We start from the raw sequence: 19,975 nt of genomic DNA, 5'->3' as shown, positions 1-19,975 counted from the left end.
TTTTGATGAAGCGAGAGCTTTTGAAATTTTGTTGGGACTACGTGAACGAACGTGCCCGTCGTCTCAAACAAAGTAATGACGACCTACAGGAATCTTTGGATTCCGAAACCAAGAACTCCACCGGCGACAAGCATGAAACCGGAAGGGCTATGGTACAATTGGAACAGGAAAAACTGGCGCAACAAGTGCAGGAACTTGATAACACCCGGGATGCCCTCAAAAAAGTGAATATTGATAGGAGATCGGAAACCATAGCTGCTGGGAGTTGGGTAAAAACAAGTTTTGCCGACTACTTTATAGCTATTTCCGCAGGGGCCTTCAAGCATGAAAAAAGTGTGGTTTATTGTATTTCCATCAATGCGCCCATTGCACAATTGTTGGTGGACAAGAAGAAGGGCGACAGCTTTGTGTTCAATGGGAACACCCATACCATTTTGGAGGTAGTGTGATCGCTTGTTAATTTTAATTAAGAAACAATTCAATTTCTAGCTAAAGGTAACTGCTAGAATTATTTAAGTTAACTCTCTGTTAAGTTAGAGGTGCTAATAAAGGCAAAACTTCTAAAAATTATGTTAAGTTTCAGATAAACAGTGCATTTCATCGAAAAAACAATCGATGAAACGTCCAACAAAAAGATTCGTCCGTAGATTCGCAATCAGTAAATTGCCGTTTAACGTTGAATATTGCAGTTAAACGATTTTTTTTGATAAGACAAATTTAAGTCTAAACCCAATTCTCAAAAAAAATACCCTATGGATTTCTTAACCCTAAAGAGAACAATGCTTGCGATTATTCCTTTTTGCTTTCTTGTTTTTATGTCCTGTAATAAGGATAATGATTTATTTCTAGAAGCTGTAATTGATGAAGAAACAACCGTTGAAAACGGCACAGATACAGACGGAGGAACAACTAATAATCCAAATGTAAACGGTAATAATGGTTTTTACCAGGTTATGTTCACCAGCAATCAGGTTGATTTAATGGTTTCAAGAGTTGCAAGTGGTTTTTCAAGACCCGGAACTAATGGTGAAGACATTACAAGGATGATCAATCAAGCACAAGATTTTCTTTCCAATCCTGATATTGGTCGCTTGGATTGGATGCCTTCAAGTGGTATAAGGGCGTGTGGTTTGGGTTGTGATCCAGTGCCTACCAATGTAACTAATGGCTCGCACTATGTTTCCGACAATATTTTTTATGCAGGTTTATACGCTTTTATTTTGGCTAATCGAAATGAAACCGGTGATTTGGCCTATGCCGAACAATTATCAAAAGCTATTGCAGATCAAATATTAAAAAGAGCAAAAGACCCCAACCTTGATTTTTCCAATAGGAGTGCTTGGTTGGACGGGACAGAAACCAATCCATTTTTTTTGACTGCAGCCTGGTTGGAAAAAACATTAAATAATTGGTCCTTGATAAAGGCGATGGGCCTAGATACTGGCCTAACTAGTCAAGAAGAACAAACAATAGTTGATTGGTTTAAAAAGGGTAGGGATTGGATGTTCGACAAATTAACCAATCATTATATCTATGGTTTTGGTTCTAGTTGGAAAACTTCTGCCAGCGATACGGGATATAACATGAAATATTCCGGCACCAATAATGCCGTAATTGCGGTGAATGGAGCAGAGCAGACAGATTATACGGTAAACCATGCCGCTGTTTTACCACACTGGAACGTTCCTTCCAAATATGCCAGCTATTTACATTATTATGGGTTGATATACCAAGATCAGGCCGCTCTGGAACTTACGGAAACTTGGTATCAAAATGTGTTCAAGTTAAGCGTGTTCCCTGATGGAACAACTACTGAATTAAAGAGGGCAACTTCTAGTAATCCCGATCTGGGATTAGTATACTGGGGCATTACCATGTCAACTTTGTCGAGTATGGCTCATAGCCATGCGGTAGCAGTTTTACAAGGAAATCCGATTGTAAAAGGGTATAGCTATTCCTATTTTTATGATTACACCACAAGTGAAGGATTAAGCGATTATCTTAAGTCGCATGCTGCCAGCGACACTAAAGGAGGCACCAAAGGTTTGGAAAGTTATTTGCTGGCATTCACAAAATATTTGGGACAGTCCACAGGAATAAATGCTTGGGGAGATGTTAGACAAGTTAATATTTCGGGTTATCCCACTCATCAGATGCCAAATAAGTTTCACTATATGGTGCCAATTGCTCAAGCCAATGCCTACTATAATAATGCCTCTTTACAAAACGCATATGGCGGGACAGGAGGATTTCAAAGGCCTTTGACAAAGGCTGAAGGAGGAGGATGGATTGGAGCTTGGCCTGAATCCTATATGGGAGGATTCGGCAAGTTTTTGATTGCATTCCCTTATCTGGAGACAGAAGGCAAAACATATTAAATCTCGAAAACCATAGAAAAAATAAAATCGAATTTGAGATTGTTTCAATTCAATCCAAATTTGGCTTTCTTCGGGAAGCTTTCCGTTCTGCAGACATTTTTTTCAACTTGAGCCTTTTTTCAACAGCTGATTTGGTCGGTTTGGTGGGCATGCGTTTCTTGGGGACTTCCAAGCCTTTTTTCAAAATATCGAAAAAGCGTTTTACCACCAATTCTTTGTTTTTGTGCTGGCTCCGGGCCTCATCACACTGAAGGATCAACACCCCTTCATTGGTCAACCTTGATGATAATTTGGATTGAAGTCGCTCCTTTTCCTTTTCGGTCAACCCTTCAGATTCAAGGAGATTAAAGGACAATTCCACTTTGGACGAAACCTTGTTCACATGCTGGCCACCGGCACCGCTACTCCTAACGGCCTTGAAGGTAAGTTCCCTATGTACTTGCTGTTTGTCCAATGCGAAGACGTTTGTTGATGGTCTTCAAAGATACATTAAGGAAAATGGTCTTGCCAAGAATCTGTTTTTTATCCGAATTGAAGAAGAGCGTGGTTCCGTCTTCGGTTTTTCCTTCGTTCAAATAATGGCTGCCCTTAAAAAAGGATCGTTGAGTCTCAACCCTTAGTCCCGAAGATTTCGAAATTTGGAATTCATGGGGATAGATCAAGATGGACCTATCTATTTCGGCATAGGATTTAAGCAGTTTTATGGGCACTTGGTTCACTTCCCCGAACAAGGAAGCCGTGTAATAATTGGGTGGGGTATTATAAAGTTTTTTGGTCTTTTGGTCTGCAATGATGCGTCCTTTTTCTAAAATCAAAGTCCGTTTGGCAAAGGGCAGCACATCGTTGGGGTCGTGACTGGCCGTGAGAACTGTGATATTCTTTTCCTTGAGATAGAGGAACAGGTTTCTGCGCAGGGAGTTCCGTTTAAAGTTGTCAATATGTCCAAAAGGTTCATCGAGCAAAAGGACTTCCGGTTCCTGCGCCAGAACCCTCGCCAAAGCGACCCGCTGTTGCTGCCCTCCACTGAGGAACTGTACCTTGGTCTTGGCATGGTCCTCCATTTCGATCAATTTCAAAAGCTCATCAATGCGTTGTTGATGGGTCTCGCGTTCAAAAACAGAAAGAAATTGACCAATATTCTCTTCAACGGTGATAAAGGGCATTAGATCAAAATCTTGGGCGAGGTATTTCATGTACGGTTCACCAGGCACCAAGTTGAAGTTGGGCCCCAAAGCTTCTGTTTCACCCCAAAAAATGGAACCGTTTTCCACATGCAGTAGTCCGTAGATAATTTTCAACAAGGTACTTTTTCCGGAACCACTTTCGCCCATCAAGGCCAAATGTTCGCCTTTGGCGACTGTAAATGAAATGTCTTCCAGAATATTCTGGTCCTTATATCCAAAGGAATCAATGTGGACTTTTAGCATTATCTCTATTTCTGTGAGATTTTATCTGTCAGGCTGAGCGCAGTCGAAGCCTAGGCCATCATAAAATTAATCATGAGATTCTCGACTACGCTCAAACTGACAAGAAGTTATATTGACTTCTTAATCTTTAAACTCTTTCAGCACGGCTTGGTTGGGGAGTTCATCATACCCCATATTGTAAAAGGTGAATCCAAACATATCGGCATATTGCTCTATGGTCTTGCTCACAGGGGTTCCTGCACCATGGCCTGCATTGGTCTCGATGCGGATCAAGGTTGGGGCAGGTCCCGCTTGCTTTTCCTGTAATTCTGCCGCAAATTTAAAGCTGTGCGCCGGTACTACACGGTCATCATGGTCACCAGTGGTAACCAAAGTGGCGGGATAGGTAACACCTTCCTTCACGTTATGGACAGGGGAATATCCTTTAATGTACTTGAACATTTCCTCGCTATCCTCCGAAGTTCCATAGTCATAGGCCCAACCGGCACCTGCGGTAAAGGTGTGGTAGCGCAACATGTCCATGACCCCAACAGCGGGCAAGGCAACCTGCATCAAATCTGGCCGCTGGGTCATGGTGGCACCTACAAGCAAACCGCCGTTGGATCCCCCACGAATGGCCAGATATTCTTTTGATGTATAGTTTTCAGCTATCAAATATTCCGCTGCGGCGATAAAGTCATCAAACACATTTTGCTTTTGGAGCTTGGTCCCGGCGTCGTGCCATTTTTTACCATATTCCCCACCACCTCTAAGGTTGGGCACGGCATAAACACCACCTTGCTCCATCCAAACGGCATTCACGATGCTGAAGGAAGGGGTCAAGCTGATGTTGAACCCGCCATAACCATACAGAATGGTCGGATTTTTACCGTTGAGTTCCAATCCTTTTTTATAGGTGATGATCATAGGGACTTTAGTGCCGTCCTTGGAGGTATAGAAAACCTGTTTGGACTCATAATCGTCTGGATTGAAATCGATTTGCGGCTTCCAATACTGCTCGTACTCCCCGGTTTCCACATGGTACTTGTACAAGGATCCAGGAGTGTTGTAATTGGTAAAGGAGAAATAAAAATCTTTGTCCTCTTTTTTGCCACCAAAGCCTCCAGCACTTCCTACACCTGGCAATTTGATCTCTCGCACCAATTTTCCATCGTAATCATACTGCAGCACTTTTGAAATGGCATCCACCATATATTCCGTGAAGAAATAACCTCCTCCAGTGCCAGCGGTCAGTACGTTTTCAGTTTCAGGAATCAAGTCTTCCCAATGGTCCGGAGTTGGGTTGGAAGCATCCACCACGACCACTTTTTTATTGGGGGCATTCCGATCGGTGACCAAATAAAGCTTGGAGCCTTCATTATCGATGACATAGGTATCGGAATCGGTATCATCCAAAATGGTGACTAATTTTGGGTCTGCCTCTGAAAGGTCCATCAGGTATAGCTTGTTGCCCGAAGTGGATATGGAAGCCGATATGAACAAATATTTTTGGTCTTCGGAAACATAGCCACCCACATATCGATGTTTTTCCTCGGGAGTTCCACCAAAAATAATTTTATCGTCTGATTGGGGCGTTCCCAATTTATGATAGTAGAGTTTGTGCTGGTCGGTCTTGGCCGAGAGCTCGCTTCCTTTGGGTTTGTCGTAGCTGGAATAGAAGAAACCATCGTTTCCTTTCCAAGAAATGCCACTGAATTTGATATCTACCAACGTATCCTCTACCACTTCTTTGGTCTCGGCATCGATGACGATTCCTTTTCGCCAGTCACTACCGCCTTCGGAGATCAGATAGGCGGCTTTGGAGCCATCCTTGGTAAAGTTGAGACCCATCAAAGACGTGGTGCCATCCTCGGAAAAGGTATTGGGATCTAGGAAGACTTCCTCTTTGCCATCGCCTTTTTTCCGATAGACCACATATTGGTTTTGAAGCCCATTGTTTTTGTAGTAGTAGGTATAGTCGCCCTCTTTGAACGGGGAACCTACTTTTTCATAGTTCCACAGTTTTTCCAATCGTTTTTTCAGGTCTTCCCGAAATGGAATTTTTTCCAAATACCCAAAAGTGGCTGCATTTTGCTCTTTGACCCAGGCCTCGGTTTCGGCACTGCGGTCATCTTCCAGCCAACGGTAGGGGTCTTGGACCTCGGTTCCGAAATAGGTGTCGACCGTGTCGACCTTTTTAGTAGTGGGATAGTTCACGGTAATAGGTTCTCTTTTAGTGGTTTCTTGACAGGCCGTCAATAAAACGATAACAGCCAATAGACTTGCGTTTTTCATTTTTATCTAGATTGATTCTGATAAAAATACCATAAAACAAACAATTCTATCGGCTGCTTGAAAAGCTTTAACGAATTTTATGAAATGGCTTCCGAAGTATTGGAAACCAGATTGTTTTCTACCAAATACTCCGCAATCTGAACGGCATTGGTAGCGGCCCCTTTTCTCAGGTTGTCGGCCACGATCCACATGTTCAGGGTGTTGGGTTGGGTCTCGTCCCTTCGGATTCGTCCCACGAAAACCTCGTCCTTTCCATTGGCGAACATTGGCATGGGGTAGGTATTGGTTGCCGTGTTATCCTGAACGACCACTCCGGGCATTTCACTCAATATTTTCCGAACTTCGGCAAGGTCAAAATCGTTGTGGAACTCCACGTTCACCGATTCGGAGTGCCCTCCGGCCGTAGGGATACGAACAGCCGTTGCCGTAACGGAAAAGGTGCGGTCGTCCAATATTTTTTGAGGTTCACGGGCCAATTTCATCTCTTCCTTGGTGTAGCCGTTTTCGAGGAACACATCGCAATGTGGCAATGCGTTTCGGTTGATGGGGTACGGATAGGCCATTTCCCCCTCGATGCCAGCAGCCTCGTTTTCCATTTGCTGAACGGCCTTTACACCGGTTCCGGAAACGGATTGATAGGTGGAGACCACCACGCGTTTCATGTGGTATTTTTTGTGCAAGGGATCCAAGACCATCACTAGTTGGATGGTGGAACAGTTTGGATTTGCAATGATCTTGTCCTCGGGAGTCAACGTATCGGCATTGATTTCTGGCACCACCAATTTTTTGGTAGGGTCCATCCTCCAGGCCGATGAATTGTCGATTACCGTAGTACCGACCTCTGCAAATTTTGGTGCCCATTCCAATGAAGTGTCCCCACCTGCGGAAAAAATGGCGATATCAGGTTGCGCGGCAACGGCGTCGGCCAAACCGATCACCGTGTACTCTTCATTTTTATAGGACAGTTTTTTGCCCACCGAACGCTCCGAGGCAACCAATAATAATTCGGTTATGGGGAAGTTGCGTTCTTCCAACACTTTCAACATGACTTCGCCTACCATTCCGGTGGCTCCAACAACAGCTACTTTCATCGTAATCTAATTTCTTGATGCAAAGGTAACCCAGCCAACGGTTTAAACAAGCTTTTTCATTTTGAATAATTAAAAAATAACAAAATGTTATAAATAAAACAACCATCAATATGCTTGCGAAACACATTGATGGTTTTTATGATTATTGTGGTATAGCGGTCGTACCGATTATATCGATACGTACGATTCTTATTTCTTCAACAAATCGCGGATCTCTGCCAACAACTCCTCTTGGGTAGGCCCTTTTGGAGCTTCTGGTGCAGGTTCTTCTTTTTTCTTCATCTTGTTCACACCCTTTACGATCATGAACATAACGAAAGCAACGATCAAGAAGTCGATCACATTGGTTAGGAACTCACCGTACATCACCGCGATTTCCCCCACGGTTTCCCCAGCATCATTCACAGTTCCTTCGGTTATTACGTATTTAAGGTCGTTGAAATCGGATTTGAACAGCAAACCGATCAATGGTGAAACAATGCCACCGGTAAAAGAGGAAACCACTTTATTGAAAGCGGCACCCATAACGAAACCTACGGCGATATCCACCAGGTTTCCTTTCATTGCAAAGTCTTTAAACTCTTTTAGAAATCCCATTTTATAGTCAAGTATTGGTTAACAGGAAACAAATTAAGTAAAAAAGGGATTATTTCTTAAAAAAAGTTTAAAATCAATCATTTAAAACTACTCTTTTCACACGTTGGGAAATGGCGGTCAAAATTTCATAGGAAATGGTTCCTGCTCCCAAAGCAAAGCTTTCTGCCGAATTTTGGGGACCAAATACGGTGACCTCATCCCCTTCTGCACAATCAATTTCGGTAACATCGACCATGATCATGTCCATGCAAACGTTGCCGATCAACGGAGCCATTTTGCCATGGATTTGAACGGCGGCCCTTCCCTTGCCATATTGTCTGTTGATGCCATCGGCGTGTCCAATGGGTAGTGTGGCCGTACGTTTCCTTGACCCGGATTTGAAGGCTCGGTTGTACCCCACGGATTCATTGGGACCTATTTCGTGGATTTGCGAAATGATGGTCTTTAACGTGGCTACAGGTTTTAACTCGGCATCCACGGCAGCTTCGTTGCCATATCCGTACAAACCGATGCCACTACGGACCATTTCAAATTGTGCCTCAGGGTAATTGATGATCCCGGATGTGTTCAGCATATGTCGCATGGGCGTATAGCCCAATTGTTCTATCAAAGCGTCACTTGCTTTTTTAAAGGATTCGATTTGTCCCAAACTAAAAGCGCGCTCGTTTGGATCTTCCGAGGCGGCCAAGTGGGAAAAAAGCGATTTTACTTTTATGGTCTCGTTATTGGTTACCTGTTGTGCTATCCAACTCGTATCATTTTCACCAAAGCCCAGGCGGTTCAACCCGGTGTTGAATTTGATATGGACGGGATAGTCTTGTTGCTTATTGGCAGTCGCCACTTCCAAGAATTGCGTCAGTAAGTTTCTGGAGTACAGGTTGGGTTCCAGACAGCGGTCGATCAAATCATCAAAATTGGAAGCCAGGGGGTGCAATACCAAAATGGGTGTTTTTATGCCTGCATCCCTGAGCAGTACCCCTTCCCCCACATAGGCCACGGCAAAGTAATCCACTCCGAGTTTTTCCAGTTTCTTGGAAATTGCCACCATATCACTGCCATAGGCAAAGGCCTTAACCACGGCCATGAATTTGGTTTCGGGCTCAATTTTGGACCGCAGATAGTGGTAGTTGTGTTCCAGGGCGGCAAGGTCGAGGAACAATGTGGTCTCGCCAACCTTAGCCATTCGAACCTTTCTTTTTGGGAACAACTTCCTCTGAAGCCACATCCATTTGGCTGATTTTTTCTCGCAACATCGCCTTATAAAAAGCAGCACGGCTCAAGGGTTCATATTCTTCGGTTTCTCCAAGGAGCACCAATTTTTCGTTGTGTGATTTCCGAAAACTATAGTTGGCCAAGTTTCCGGTACGGGTGCAGACCGCATGCACCTTGGTCACATATTCGGCTGTTGCCATTAGGGCTGGCATGGGTCCGAAGGGATTTCCTTTAAAGTCCATATCGAGCCCGGCAATCACCACCCGTACCCCACGGTTGGCCAAATCGTTGCAGACTGTCACGATTTCATCATCAAAAAATTGGGCCTCATCAATGCCCACCACATCACAATCATCAGCCAAAAGACGGATGTTGGCCGCGGCCGGCACCGGGGTGGAACGGATTTCATTGGCATCGTGTGACACCACCATTTCCTCATGGTAACGGGTGTCCACAATCGGTTTGAAAATTTCCACTTTCTGTTTGGCGAACTGGGCCCGCTTGAGCCTGCGGATGAGCTCTTCGGTTTTTCCGGAAAACATGGAGCCGCAAATGACCTCAATCCATCCAAACTGTTCTTTATGATTGACCGTGTTTTCGAGAAACATACCTTATTTTTGAAAGAAATTGTGTGTTTTCCCGTTTAATATTGGGACAAGCACAAAGCTACTAAAAAAATGTACCCCTGTATTTGGTTTGAAATTTAACCTTTCATTCATAAGGGGATTGGCAAATAGGTTATATTTTTATAAGAAATACTACGGCTATGATCAGGAAATTGCGGGAAGAATTGATAAAACTATCAACAGAGATCATCACGGCTCGGGAAGATTCCGACCTAACACAACTTTACGATACGGCAAAGGCAATCTATGAGAAATTGGCCGTGCTCAAATTTATAGACGAAAAATTGGCCGATGTACAGGTGGATGTTTCCAAAAATGTGATTGCCACCCGTTTTGAAAAAGTGGCCAATGCGGTCTTGAGTGGAAACCTTTCCGTGCCTGAAAGCAACCCGCACGAAGAGGATATCATGACTCCTGGTATGGATACCATTAAACATATGGTTTCCGAAATGCCCTCCGAAGCAGCTTTGGAACAGGTTTTTGCGGAATTTGTGGCCAAGCCTGATTACATGAAAAATGAAAAGGACATCCTTGCTCCCAAAGAGAACGCCATAAAAACGCAGTCCCTGAACGATAAACTCAACAAAGACCTTCAAGTGGGTCTCAATGATCGGTTGGCCTTTGTGAAGCATTTGTTCAACAACAACATGGAGGACTATACCCGGGTATTGTCCCAGCTCAACACGATTGATACCGAGGAGCGCTCCATTGCCTTCATCAACAACATGGTGAAACCGGAATACAACAACTGGGAAGGTAAGGAGGAATACGAAGCCCGCTTCCTTTCCCTGATTGAGCGCAGATTCGCCTAATTCCTATTTTATAACCATATTTTTCGGGAAGACCGTACCTTTGGATTATGGGAAAACTATACCTGGTACCGACACCCATTGGAAATCTCGAAGATATGACCCTTCGGGCCATTAAGGTATTGAAGGAAGTGGATGTTGTTTTGGCCGAAGATACCCGAACCAGTGGCAAACTCCTGAAACATTTTGAAATTGACACCCCCTTACAGAGTCACCACATGCACAATGAGCATAAGCAAGTGGAGCATTTGGTGGAAAAATTGAAGGGAGGAGCTGTTTACGCGTTGATTTCCGATGCCGGTACCCCCGCCATTTCCGACCCTGGGTTTTTATTGACCCGGGCCTGTGTCGAAAATGGCGTTGAAGTAGAATGCTTGCCCGGCGCCACGGCTTTTGTACCCGCTTTGGTGAACAGCGGTTTGCCCAACGACCGGTTTGTTTTTGAAGGGTTTTTACCCGTGAAAAAGGGACGCCAGACCCGATTGCAACAATTGGCGGAGGAAACCCGCACCATGGTGTTCTATGAATCGCCCCATAAGCTCGTAAAAACACTGACCCATTTTGCTGAATATTTTGGGCCGGACAGACCCGTTTCGGTATCCCGGGAACTTACCAAACTCTATGAGGAAACCGTTCGTGGCACTTTGGAGGAGGTGCTACAACATTTCATTCAAAAACCTCCAAAAGGCGAATTTGTAATCGTGGTGGGTGGGAAGAAATAAAGACTATATTTATTTCAAATACCAACACCATGAAAACCAAGCTCTTTTCTTGTTTCATATTTGCATGCTCGTTGCTTTTTGGACAAAAGACAACCCATCCCATTGTGGAACAATTGGACCTGTCCCAGTATGAAAAAGGCCAGATCCATAACCTTTGGTTGAAACTGGGCGAAGATACTGTTGGGGAACCCATCAAAATACCGGTCATTGTGGCCCGAGGGACTCAAGACGGGGAGGTATTGGGCCTTACCGCGGCCATTCATGGCAACGAATTAAATGGGATAGCCATTATTCAACGGGCAATGTCCGCTCTTGATATGGCGACTATGAAGGGCACCATCATTGCCATTCCAGGGTTAAACCCTTTGGCGATTGCCAATAACCAACGTGAGTTTATCGATCTACAGGATTTGAACCGTTTGTTCCCAGGAAAACTAAATGGCAACCGCTCCCAACAAATGGCGTATCAAATCGCCCAAAAAATCATTCCACTTTTTGATTATCATGTGGACTTGCACACGGCAAGTTTTGGTCGTGTAAATACCCTGTATGGCCGTGGGGATATGCAAAACGACACCTTGTCCACCATGCTGAGGCTTTTGGAACCGGACATCATCGTTTCCAACAAAGGAACGGCCAGTTTTGGCGAAGCCAGCGGGCTAACCATGCGGGCCTATGCCATTTCCAAGGGTGTACAGAGCATTACCTTGGAGTACGGCAACCCACAGGTTTATCAAGAAGAAATGATTGAACGGGGAACTAAGGGCCTTCAAAATTTGATGAAATGGCTGGGTCTTCAACCGGGAGAAGCAACTGTTCCTCCAGCCAGAAATGTGTGTTCCAAATCGTATTGGTTGTTTACCCAAAAAGGAGGGTATTTGGAGCTTTATGTGGAATTGAACGAAAAACTGACCAAAGGTCAGCCCATTGGAACCATGCGAAATGCGTTTGGTGAAATCATCGAGGAGTATGTGGCACCAGAGGCCGGTATCGTTATCGGAAAAAGCACGAATCCCGTGAATATTTCGGGCGGACGCATCATTCATCTGGGCATTTTACAGTAGTAACATGGAGTGGTTGCCATGGAGCATAACGGTATTCACAGTGGTCTGTGTCTATTTTTTGGACCGTTGGGAACATAAATGGGTCAAATCACTGTTCGATTGGGTGCCTGCCATACTCCTTTCCTACGTTATTCCGGCCATCATTTGCCATGTGTTCGGTTTCGATTTATCACAAGCCAATATCCACAACCTGAGCCGGGACTTTTTTATTCCGTTGACCATTGTTGCCGTAATGGCCAGTTTGTCTCTGGGTCAGTTGAAGTCTATAGGTTACAAACCCATCGTGGTGTTTGTGGCGGGCTCTTTATTTATCGCTTTGTTTCCAGTGCTGTTCATTTGGGGTTTTGCCGACTCCGAACTTGTATCCACTACCTTGGCGGCGAAAGGGTTTTGGAAAGGTGTCCCGCCAATAGTGGGGAGTTGGATCGGGGGTAGCACCAGTCAGTTGGTGCTCAAGGAACTGGTGGAATGTCCTGAGAATATTTTTCTTTCCGTATTGGTGATGGACAATATTTTGGTGAATGTCTGGACCATCATTATGTTCCAGACCATCAAAAAGAGTGATGGATTGAACAGGGCGCTCCGCATTTCTGACCAAGAAATCCCCGAGCGTATTGTTGATCACAAAGAACTTCTGCTTTCTCCATGGTGGTGTATGGGCATTTTGCTATTCGTGGTTTTGGTTAGCCATTTAATTCTCGACGTTTTTGTGGCAAAAGTGGTTGTACTTTCCCTCATCGGATTGCTTTTGGGCAATGTTGTGCCCAAATGGAATTTTCGCTTAACGCTTAAAATCGGGGGCATTCTGATACTTTTGGTGATGTCGATCCTAGGCTTGAAACTGCAATTTGCCTTGTTCGGTTTTGATATGTCCTTTTTTGGATTTTTAGTGGTCTGGCTTATTGGGCACTTTGTGTTTATGGTGTTGGTGGCCAAACTGTTGAATATGAACATGGCTTGGGTGCCCATTGCCAGCATGGCCAATGTGGGCGGCATCGCCACGGCCCCAGCGGTTACGGCGGCCTATCGCCCCAATTGGATGCCGCATGCCATCATTCTGGCGATTTTAAGCATGGCCACCGGTACGTTTTGGGGAATGCTCACCATTTATCTATTGCAACTCATTCTTTAGAATGGGATGTACCTTCTGGTGCATCTTGATAGCTAAGACACTCCAAAACGACCAAGTATAAAAACACTTGGGAAGATGGTCCAACTGTTCAATCCAGAACTGAATAAGGTGTATTTCATCAATCAGTACACATTGCTGCACATCCTTTCGGGATCGGGCGGTATTCAGGTCGATTTTAAAAACTACTTTGACTGGGAAGACAAGGTCATCTATCTGGAAAAAGGCCAATACATCAAGTTCTTATCGGATGATTTTAAGGCGCAGAAAATGGAGTTTCCCAGTAAAACGATTTTTGAGAACAGGGAGGTACGTGTCTTGTTCAAGCATCTGATTTCTTTGGGTTACATTGATGCCCTGCAAGGATCGCCTTTGGAAAAATACCTTTCTGGAAAAGCATCCCAACCCGATTCGAGGGAAATTATCGACCATTCTTTGGTACAATGGTTCCAACAAAACCCTTTCAATGCCAGTAAATCGGAATACCAATCCATTTTTGATGTTAAGGAATCCATCGACCAGTTGTTTTCGACACAGGTTGCCCTTTTGGAGCTAAGGGATCTGGCCTGCGGGGAAGGAATGGATGCTTCCCGCCTCATAAAGGAAAAACTTGGGATAACCGTGCGTTCCATGTTGGAGGAGAAGCGATTGGTGGAAAGCAAGAAAAAAGTGGTTTTTACCGATTGTAGCGTTCAGGAAGTCTGCTTTGATGTTGGTTTTAAAGATCCGGCCTATTTTAATCGGGTCTTCAAAAAAAGAACAGGCTATACACCGATTGAATTCAGGGACAATTTTGATTACGAGCGACAAGACCGCTTTGTGGAAAATTTGATGGAGCTTATCCGTCTGCACCATAAAAATGAACACCAAATGGAGTTTTATGCGGATAAAATGAACCTTTCCGTAAAGGCCCTCGCCAAAAAGACCAAGGACAAAATGCACGATACCTTGGGAAGCCTCATCCGAAACGAATTAATTGGCACTTCGAAAAAAATGCTCCGGCAAGAAATGTCCATTAAAGAAATCTCCCTTCAATTGGGTTTCGAGGAGCCCAATCATTTCTCAGCGTTCTTCAAGCATAGTACCGGAGAGACCCCGTCCCAGTACAAAAACAAAAAAGTACAAGGGATTGCTCCTTTTTTGTAGGTCTTACCTGCCCATCCTACAAGACATTTGCCCTGTAATTACAACACAAATTGTTTAATCAGTAAAACATAGCAAATGGATATTAAAAATCTAGCTACAGACATGGATAGCATTGTTGCACAAGGTGCGATCGTTGCTGCTGTCGAGAAGTATTTTGCCGAGGACGCGAATACTTCGGACTACAACCAGGTGACCACGACCGGAAAGGAACAAATGGTGGAAAAAATGACCGGATTTGCAAGTGCCATTGCACAGGTGAACGGTATACAATTGCACCGTACCATTGTGGACGGAAACGTGTCGGCCTCCGAGTTTACCTTCGATTTTTTGATGAAGGACAACAGCAGGGTGTATTGGCACGAAATCATTCGCCGAATCTGGAACGATGAGGGCAAAGTGGTCCACGAGGAATACTTTAATGCTTGATCTTCGCCCATGAACTTAAGGTTTATAACGCCCACGCTGCATGGCGTGGCCGATTACACAGCGGGTTTGGGGCTATTGGTCGCTCCCTTTTTATTGGGTTTGGGTGAATCCTCGGCTATGGCGGTTTGGTTTTCGGTGGCCACAGGGTTGGCCGTATTTGCGGCAAGCCTGCTCACCGATTACAAACTGAGCATTTTTAAGGTGATTCCCTTTGAAGGGCATTTGGCCATCGACCTTTTGGTAGCGGTGACCTTTATGATCGCTCCCTTTGCCTTCGGGTTCGAAGGAATCGACGCCATTTACTACTGGTTCAACGCAACCGTAGTGTTCTTGGTGGTGGCCCTGAGTGCCAGTGACAATTAAAAACAAAAACAATTAAAAATTTTACAAACAATGAAAGCAATTAAAAACATTTCAATTTTAGCGGTAATGGCCCTTAGCATCAATTTGGCTGTTGCCCAGGACAAAAAAGCGTACAACATCGATAACAGCAACATCGCCTTGGAAGGCTATAGCCCGGTTTCCTACTTGGATCTAGGTATTGCACAAAAAGGATTGAAGCAATTCAAGTCGGAGCATGAAAAGGTGGTTTATTATTTCACCGACGCCGAACAAAAGAAGAAATTCGATAAAAACCCAAGCAAGTATTTGCCCCAATATGGTGGTTACTGTGCTTTTGGGGTATATGCAGGCGCAAAGTTTAGACCGGACCCGAACAAGTTTATCGTAAAGGATGGCAAATATTTTCTGTACCTGTACAACATTGAGCTGGATGCCCAACAATTGTGGTTGGCAGAGAACAACCATGCGAAGTTGGTGGGAAAGGCCAACGAAAACTGGAGCAAGTTGAAAGGCACCTATAATTAATCATTTTGGTGATAGGGTGTGAAAGCGTCCCGACTGAAAGGTTGGGGCGTTTTTATAATTTTATACCACAGGAATCACAATAAAATGAACGAGTTACTCCAACAGATTCGAAATTGTACACTTTGCCAAGAACACCTTCCGTTGGGTCCACGGCCCATTGTGGCCGCCAACCCCAAAGCACGGATTCTGATCATCGGCCATGCCCCGGGCACCAAAGTTCATGAAACCGGGATGCCATGGGACGACCCCAGTGGGAAACAACTCCGCAACTGGATGGGTGTTACCGATACGGAATTTTATGATGAAACCAAAATTGCCCAAATGCCCATGGGATTTTGTTATCCCGGGAAGGGAAAATCCGGCGACTTGCCCCCTCGGCCCGAATGTGCCCCACAATGGCACCAAAAAGTATTGAAGGGCATGCCCCATTTAAAATTAACCCTGCTGATCGGCCAATATGCACAGAAACATTACCTCGGTGATCTAATGGAAAAAAACCTCACGGAAACCGTTAGGAACTACAAAGCCTATCTGCCCCAATACTTTGTATTGCCCCATCCATCGCCCCGAAACCGGTTTTGGTTGAGCAAGAATCCTTGGTTTGAAAATGAGGTATTGCCTGTGCTTAGGCAAAAGGTAATGGACCAATTAAAGTCTGCTATCCAGAAGTCTAATATCTAGAACCATCATGCTTTCCCTTTTCCCAACCGTGTTTGCCCAAATACTGTTCGGCACTTTCCACGGCACCGTCTTCAATGGAAGTGCCCATGGAGTCGTTCCAACGGTTGAGGTAGCCAAAAAGGGATATCACCCCCAACATTTCCACAATCTCCCCTTCGTTCCAATGTTGGTACAGTCGGTCTTTGATGTCCTTGGAAACCGCATTGGGTACTTGCGAAGCCGCCAGTGAAAAATCCAAAGCGGCACGCTCTGCTTCCGAAAAAGCGGGATGGGTGCGGTACTCCCAAATATGGTCCAGTTGTTCCTGTTCGGCGCCATACCGTTCAGCTGCCCGTATGGCATGGGCTTGGCAATACCGGCATCCGGTGGCATTGCTGCTTACCCAGGCAATCATGCGTTTTAATGCCGAAGTTACCCGGCCCTCGTTGGCCATTACCGCCTTGTTGAGGTTGATGAAGGCTTTGGAAATAGCCGGTCTGTGCTGCATGGTCAATACCGAATTGGGACAAAAGCCTAGGGTCTCGTTAAAGAATGTTGCCAATTGTTTGGTTTCGGGGTCATGATTGGGGTCTAAGGGTTGAACTAAGGCCATGGATGCGATTTTAAATTGTATTTTTGAACAACAAGAAACGAAAAATTGACTTCATGACAAATCATATAACAACCACCTGGTTGGGTGGAATGGCATTTGAAAGCAATAATCCTTCCGGACATACCCTAAAAATTGATGCAGGGCCCGAAAGTGGCGGCGATGGATCCGGTTTGCGGCCAAAGGCCTTGATGCTATCCTCGTTGGCCGGTTGTTCTGGTTTGGATGTTGCTTCCTTGATCCAGAAAATGAAACTGGAAGTGGATGAATTTAAAATAGATACCATTGCCAACCTTACCGAAGAACATCCCAAATATTACGATTCGGTGGTGATCGAATATCATTTCACAGGCTCAAACCTTAAGGAGGATAAACTGAAAAAGGCGGTCGATCTTTCTGTGGAACGGTATTGTGGGGTCATGGAAATGTTTCGGAAATTTGCCAAATTGGATATTAAGATTCTGTACCATCACAAATAGGAAATTCGTGTAAGGACAGTAACCCCCGGTTCCTTTTATTGTTGAATGTCATAAAATTAAATTGGAATGTGGCGAATTAAAAATTGGGCTTATGGGGCATTGGCACTATCCGTTGTACTTGCCATTTTGGGGGTAACCACCTCCCAATTCATTTTCAAATCCGGAACGGCGGGAATGGGGATTCTGATCGGATTGGGGTTCCTGTACCGTAAAAAAGGAAATAAGGACCTTTGGATGTTGGTGGGCGCATTTGTGTGTTCCATTATTGGCGATTGGTTTTTATCGCGCATGAACGGCGATGTTTCCTTGTTCGTAAAGGGGATTGCCCTATTTTTCTTGGCCCATGTCGGATATTTGGTGTATGCATTGCTCAACGGAAAGATGGATTGGAAAGCAACCGCAATAGTACTGATCGGGTTTCTTGCCTTTTTCTTCTTGGTGCTGTACCCAAAAATTACCGATACGGCCTTAATGGCGGCATCGTTGATCTATTTGCTCATCTCTTGTTTTTCGTTGGGCGCTTCCATGGGCATGACGGTTGGCCCTACGGAAAAATGGAGTTATGTCATCGGAATTGGACTTATCCTATTTTCGGACACCATTATCGCCTTCAAGGAATTTGTAGGCTATCATACTTTTGATTTTTTGATCACACCGACCTATTACCTTGCCCATATTTGCATCACCTATTCGGTGATCAAACGATTTGAAACAGCAGCAATCCATACCCCAAATGTTACCCAATAAGAACCTATTTGAACAGAATTATGCGTTGGACCCTAAAACCCGTACCTACCCAAGAAACCATCGACCAACTCGCCAAGGAGTTAAAGGTCGAGAACATTGTTGCACAACTCCTTATCCAAAGGGGAATCACCAATTATGACGAAGCAAAGGCCTTTTTTCGGCCCGAACTTTCCCATTTGCACGATCCCTATTTAATGAAGGACATGGACAAGGCCGTTGTGCGCATTGAGCAGGCCATGCAGGAGGAGGAAAATATTTTGATTTATGGGGATTATGATGTGGATGGCACTACTTCGGTAGCGTTGGTATCGTCCTTTTTATTGGAATTTTACCCCAATGTGGCCACTTACATTCCCGATCGCTACTCCGAAGGGTATGGCATTTCCTTTCAGGGAATCGATTTTGCCGAGGATAACGACATTTCCCTGATCATAGCCTTGGATTGCGGAGTAAAGGCGGTGGAAAAAGTGCAATATGCCAAGGAAAAGGGAATCGATGTCATCATTTGCGATCACCATAGACCAGGGGATGTTTTGCCCGATGCCGTGGCCATTTTGGATCCCAAACAGGAAGTATGCCCATATCCCTACAAAGAGCTTTGCGGTTGCGGGGTTGGGTTTAAATTGATACAAGCCTTGGGCGCATCCAAGGGAATCACCACCGAACAACTGGTGCCATATCTGGATTTGGTAGCCACGGCAATTGCTGCGGACATTGTTCCCATTACTGGCGAAAACCGCGTGTTGGCGTATTTTGGGTTGCAGGTGATCAATGAGTCGCCAAGAATCGGCTTTAAAGCGATCTTGGACCAAGTGAACAAAAAGGAACTGACCATTACCGATGTGGTTTTTATCATAGCCCCTAGAATCAATGCCGCCGGAAGGATGAAACACGGACAGCATGCCGTAGCCTTGTTGAAAGAGACCAATCTGGCCACCGCCCAAAAATATGCCCAAGAAATTGAGGCGTTCAATGTGGAGCGCAAAAGTTTGGATAGGGAAATTACCGAAGAGGCCTTATTGCAGATTCAGAACAATCAGGAAGAAGGTCGATTTACTTCTGTAGTCTACAACGAAAACTGGCATAAAGGCGTCATCGGTATTGTGGCATCCCGACTCACCGAAACCTATTACCGACCTACTTTGGTCTTTACCAAAAGTGGGGATAAACTGGCAGCCTCGGCACGATCCGTAAAAGGGTTCGATATTTACAACGCCTTGGAAGAGTGCTCCGATTGTTTGGAGCAGTTCGGGGGACATATGTATGCGGCCGGATTGACCTTGTTGGAAGAACAATATGAAAACTTCAAGCAGCAGTTCGAAAAAGTGGTGGCAGACTCCATCGATCCACAATTGTTGCAACCGGAGATCAGTATCGATGCCAAGATAGAGATGGATCAAATTTCTCCCAAATTGATGCGTATCCTAAAACAGTTCGCGCCATTCGGTCCTGGGAACATGACTCCGATTTTTATGGCCGAGGGACTTAAGGATACCGGCTATGCCCGAGGGGTGGGGGAAGATGAAAAACATTTAAAATGTGCCCTCTATCAGAATGGGTCAACACCTATTGGTGCCATTGGTTTCAACCTTGGAAATAAAATGGGTCTAGTGAAGAGTGTAAAACCTTTCGATGGCGTATTTTCGCTTGATGAAAATGAATGGAACGGAACGGTGAGCCTTCAACTTAAACTAAGAGACATTCGCTAGAC

At 44.8% G+C, this 19,975-nt stretch carries 22 protein-coding genes; 14 read left to right on the top strand and 8 right to left on the bottom strand.

The genetic code is table 11. The annotated features are described in order from the left end of the window. Nucleotides 1–5 precede the first annotated feature (5 nt). A complete protein-coding gene (locus GTK07_RS01640; protein WP_163632377.1) occupies nucleotides 6–449 on the top strand; it encodes a GreA/GreB family elongation factor in 444 nt (147 codons plus the stop codon). A gap of 303 nt (nucleotides 450–752) precedes the next feature. Further along, on the top strand, nucleotides 753–2,378 hold the full coding sequence (locus GTK07_RS01635; protein ID WP_163632375.1) for a hypothetical protein: 1,626 nt from the start codon (nucleotides 753–755) through the stop codon (nucleotides 2,376–2,378). Nucleotides 2,379–2,427: 49 nt separating this feature from the next. Here the strand turns inward: GTK07_RS01635 and arfB are convergent, their stop codons facing one another. The 7 genes from arfB to GTK07_RS01600 all read right to left on the bottom strand — a co-directional run bounded on the left by arfB (nucleotide 2,428) and on the right by GTK07_RS01600 (nucleotide 9,587). After that, nucleotides 2,428–2,832, bottom strand: a complete 405-nt coding sequence (gene arfB, locus GTK07_RS01630; RefSeq protein ID WP_163632373.1) for an alternative ribosome rescue aminoacyl-tRNA hydrolase ArfB — start codon at nucleotides 2,830–2,832, stop codon at nucleotides 2,428–2,430. Next, a complete protein-coding gene (locus tag GTK07_RS01625; protein WP_163632371.1) occupies nucleotides 2,810–3,805 on the bottom strand; it encodes a sulfate/molybdate ABC transporter ATP-binding protein in 996 nt (331 codons plus the stop codon). Before GTK07_RS01625 ends, arfB begins: the two co-directional genes overlap by 23 nt. Nucleotides 3,806–3,925: 120 nt before the next feature. Beyond that, nucleotides 3,926–6,079 (bottom strand): prolyl oligopeptidase family serine peptidase, encoded by a 2,154-nt coding sequence (locus GTK07_RS01620; protein WP_163632368.1) that lies wholly within the window; start codon nucleotides 6,077–6,079, stop codon nucleotides 3,926–3,928. A gap of 77 nt (nucleotides 6,080–6,156) precedes the next feature. After that, on the bottom strand, nucleotides 6,157–7,170 hold the full coding sequence (locus GTK07_RS01615) for an aspartate-semialdehyde dehydrogenase (protein WP_163632365.1): 1,014 nt from the start codon (nucleotides 7,168–7,170) through the stop codon (nucleotides 6,157–6,159). A 189-nt stretch (nucleotides 7,171–7,359) separates the two neighbouring features. Beyond that, on the bottom strand, nucleotides 7,360–7,767 hold the full coding sequence (gene mscL / locus GTK07_RS01610; RefSeq protein WP_163632362.1) for a large-conductance mechanosensitive channel protein MscL: 408 nt from the start codon (nucleotides 7,765–7,767) through the stop codon (nucleotides 7,360–7,362). A gap of 73 nt (nucleotides 7,768–7,840) precedes the next feature. After that, nucleotides 7,841–8,950, bottom strand: a complete 1,110-nt coding sequence (gene alr, locus GTK07_RS01605) for an alanine racemase (RefSeq protein WP_163632359.1) — start codon at nucleotides 8,948–8,950, stop codon at nucleotides 7,841–7,843. Next, nucleotides 8,943–9,587: a thymidine kinase gene (locus GTK07_RS01600; protein WP_163632355.1), complete on the bottom strand. Its 645-nt coding sequence runs from the start codon at nucleotides 9,585–9,587 to the stop codon at nucleotides 8,943–8,945. The genes alr and GTK07_RS01600 overlap by 8 nt, the downstream gene beginning before the upstream one ends. 158 nt (nucleotides 9,588–9,745) lie before the next feature. Here GTK07_RS01600 and GTK07_RS01595 point away from each other — a divergent pair, with 158 nt between their 5' ends. The 9 genes from GTK07_RS01595 (at nucleotide 9,746) to GTK07_RS01555 (ending at nucleotide 16,449) form a co-directional block, all read left to right on the top strand. Next, nucleotides 9,746–10,417 (top strand): hypothetical protein, encoded by a 672-nt coding sequence (locus GTK07_RS01595; protein ID WP_163632352.1) that lies wholly within the window; start codon nucleotides 9,746–9,748, stop codon nucleotides 10,415–10,417. Between the two features lie 47 nt (nucleotides 10,418–10,464). Beyond that, nucleotides 10,465–11,136, top strand: coding sequence for a 16S rRNA (cytidine(1402)-2'-O)-methyltransferase (gene rsmI, locus GTK07_RS01590; RefSeq protein WP_163632349.1), 672 nt, complete (start codon nucleotides 10,465–10,467; stop codon nucleotides 11,134–11,136). A 29-nt stretch (nucleotides 11,137–11,165) separates the two neighbouring features. Beyond that, nucleotides 11,166–12,200, top strand: a complete 1,035-nt coding sequence (locus GTK07_RS01585; RefSeq protein WP_163632346.1) for a succinylglutamate desuccinylase/aspartoacylase family protein — start codon at nucleotides 11,166–11,168, stop codon at nucleotides 12,198–12,200. Between the two features lie 4 nt (nucleotides 12,201–12,204). Further along, nucleotides 12,205–13,332: a DUF819 family protein gene (locus GTK07_RS01580; RefSeq protein ID WP_163632343.1), complete on the top strand. Its 1,128-nt coding sequence runs from the start codon at nucleotides 12,205–12,207 to the stop codon at nucleotides 13,330–13,332. A 75-nt stretch (nucleotides 13,333–13,407) separates the two neighbouring features. Beyond that, nucleotides 13,408–14,475, top strand: coding sequence for a helix-turn-helix domain-containing protein (locus tag GTK07_RS01575; protein WP_163632340.1), 1,068 nt, complete (start codon nucleotides 13,408–13,410; stop codon nucleotides 14,473–14,475). A gap of 75 nt (nucleotides 14,476–14,550) precedes the next feature. Further along, on the top strand, nucleotides 14,551–14,901 hold the full coding sequence (locus tag GTK07_RS01570) for a nuclear transport factor 2-like protein (protein WP_163632337.1): 351 nt from the start codon (nucleotides 14,551–14,553) through the stop codon (nucleotides 14,899–14,901). 9 nt (nucleotides 14,902–14,910) lie between these two features. Further along, a complete protein-coding gene (locus tag GTK07_RS01565) occupies nucleotides 14,911–15,264 on the top strand; it encodes an SPW repeat domain-containing protein (protein ID WP_163632334.1) in 354 nt (117 codons plus the stop codon). A 30-nt stretch (nucleotides 15,265–15,294) separates the two neighbouring features. Further along, nucleotides 15,295–15,768: a YHS domain-containing (seleno)protein gene (locus tag GTK07_RS01560; RefSeq protein ID WP_163632331.1), complete on the top strand. Its 474-nt coding sequence runs from the start codon at nucleotides 15,295–15,297 to the stop codon at nucleotides 15,766–15,768. An 84-nt stretch (nucleotides 15,769–15,852) separates the two neighbouring features. Then, the gene (locus GTK07_RS01555) at nucleotides 15,853–16,449 is read left to right on the top strand and encodes a uracil-DNA glycosylase family protein (RefSeq protein WP_163632328.1); all 597 of its coding nucleotides are present in this window, start codon (nucleotides 15,853–15,855) and stop codon (nucleotides 16,447–16,449) included. Here the strand turns inward: GTK07_RS01555 and GTK07_RS01550 are convergent. Then, on the bottom strand, nucleotides 16,439–17,041 hold the full coding sequence (locus GTK07_RS01550) for a carboxymuconolactone decarboxylase family protein (RefSeq protein WP_163632325.1): 603 nt from the start codon (nucleotides 17,039–17,041) through the stop codon (nucleotides 16,439–16,441). The genes GTK07_RS01555 and GTK07_RS01550 overlap by 11 nt on opposite strands. A 53-nt stretch (nucleotides 17,042–17,094) precedes the next feature. Here GTK07_RS01550 and GTK07_RS01545 point away from each other — a divergent pair, with 53 nt between their 5' ends. From GTK07_RS01545 to recJ, 3 genes are all read left to right on the top strand, one after another. Then, nucleotides 17,095–17,517 (top strand): OsmC family protein, encoded by a 423-nt coding sequence (locus GTK07_RS01545; RefSeq protein WP_163632322.1) that lies wholly within the window; start codon nucleotides 17,095–17,097, stop codon nucleotides 17,515–17,517. Between the two features lie 66 nt (nucleotides 17,518–17,583). Continuing rightward, nucleotides 17,584–18,264: a lysoplasmalogenase gene (locus tag GTK07_RS01540; RefSeq protein ID WP_163632319.1), complete on the top strand. Its 681-nt coding sequence runs from the start codon at nucleotides 17,584–17,586 to the stop codon at nucleotides 18,262–18,264. 20 nt (nucleotides 18,265–18,284) lie between these two features. Next, the gene (recJ, locus tag GTK07_RS01535) at nucleotides 18,285–19,973 is read left to right on the top strand and encodes a single-stranded-DNA-specific exonuclease RecJ (protein ID WP_163633449.1); all 1,689 of its coding nucleotides are present in this window, start codon (nucleotides 18,285–18,287) and stop codon (nucleotides 19,971–19,973) included. The last annotated feature ends 2 nt before the right edge of the window (nucleotides 19,974–19,975 follow it).

It is taken from the genome of Flagellimonas sediminis, assembly GCF_010500845.1.
GTDB lineage: Bacteria > Bacteroidota > Bacteroidia > Flavobacteriales > Flavobacteriaceae > Flagellimonas > Flagellimonas sediminis.
This window is presented reverse-complemented; position numbering and strand designations above follow the sequence as displayed.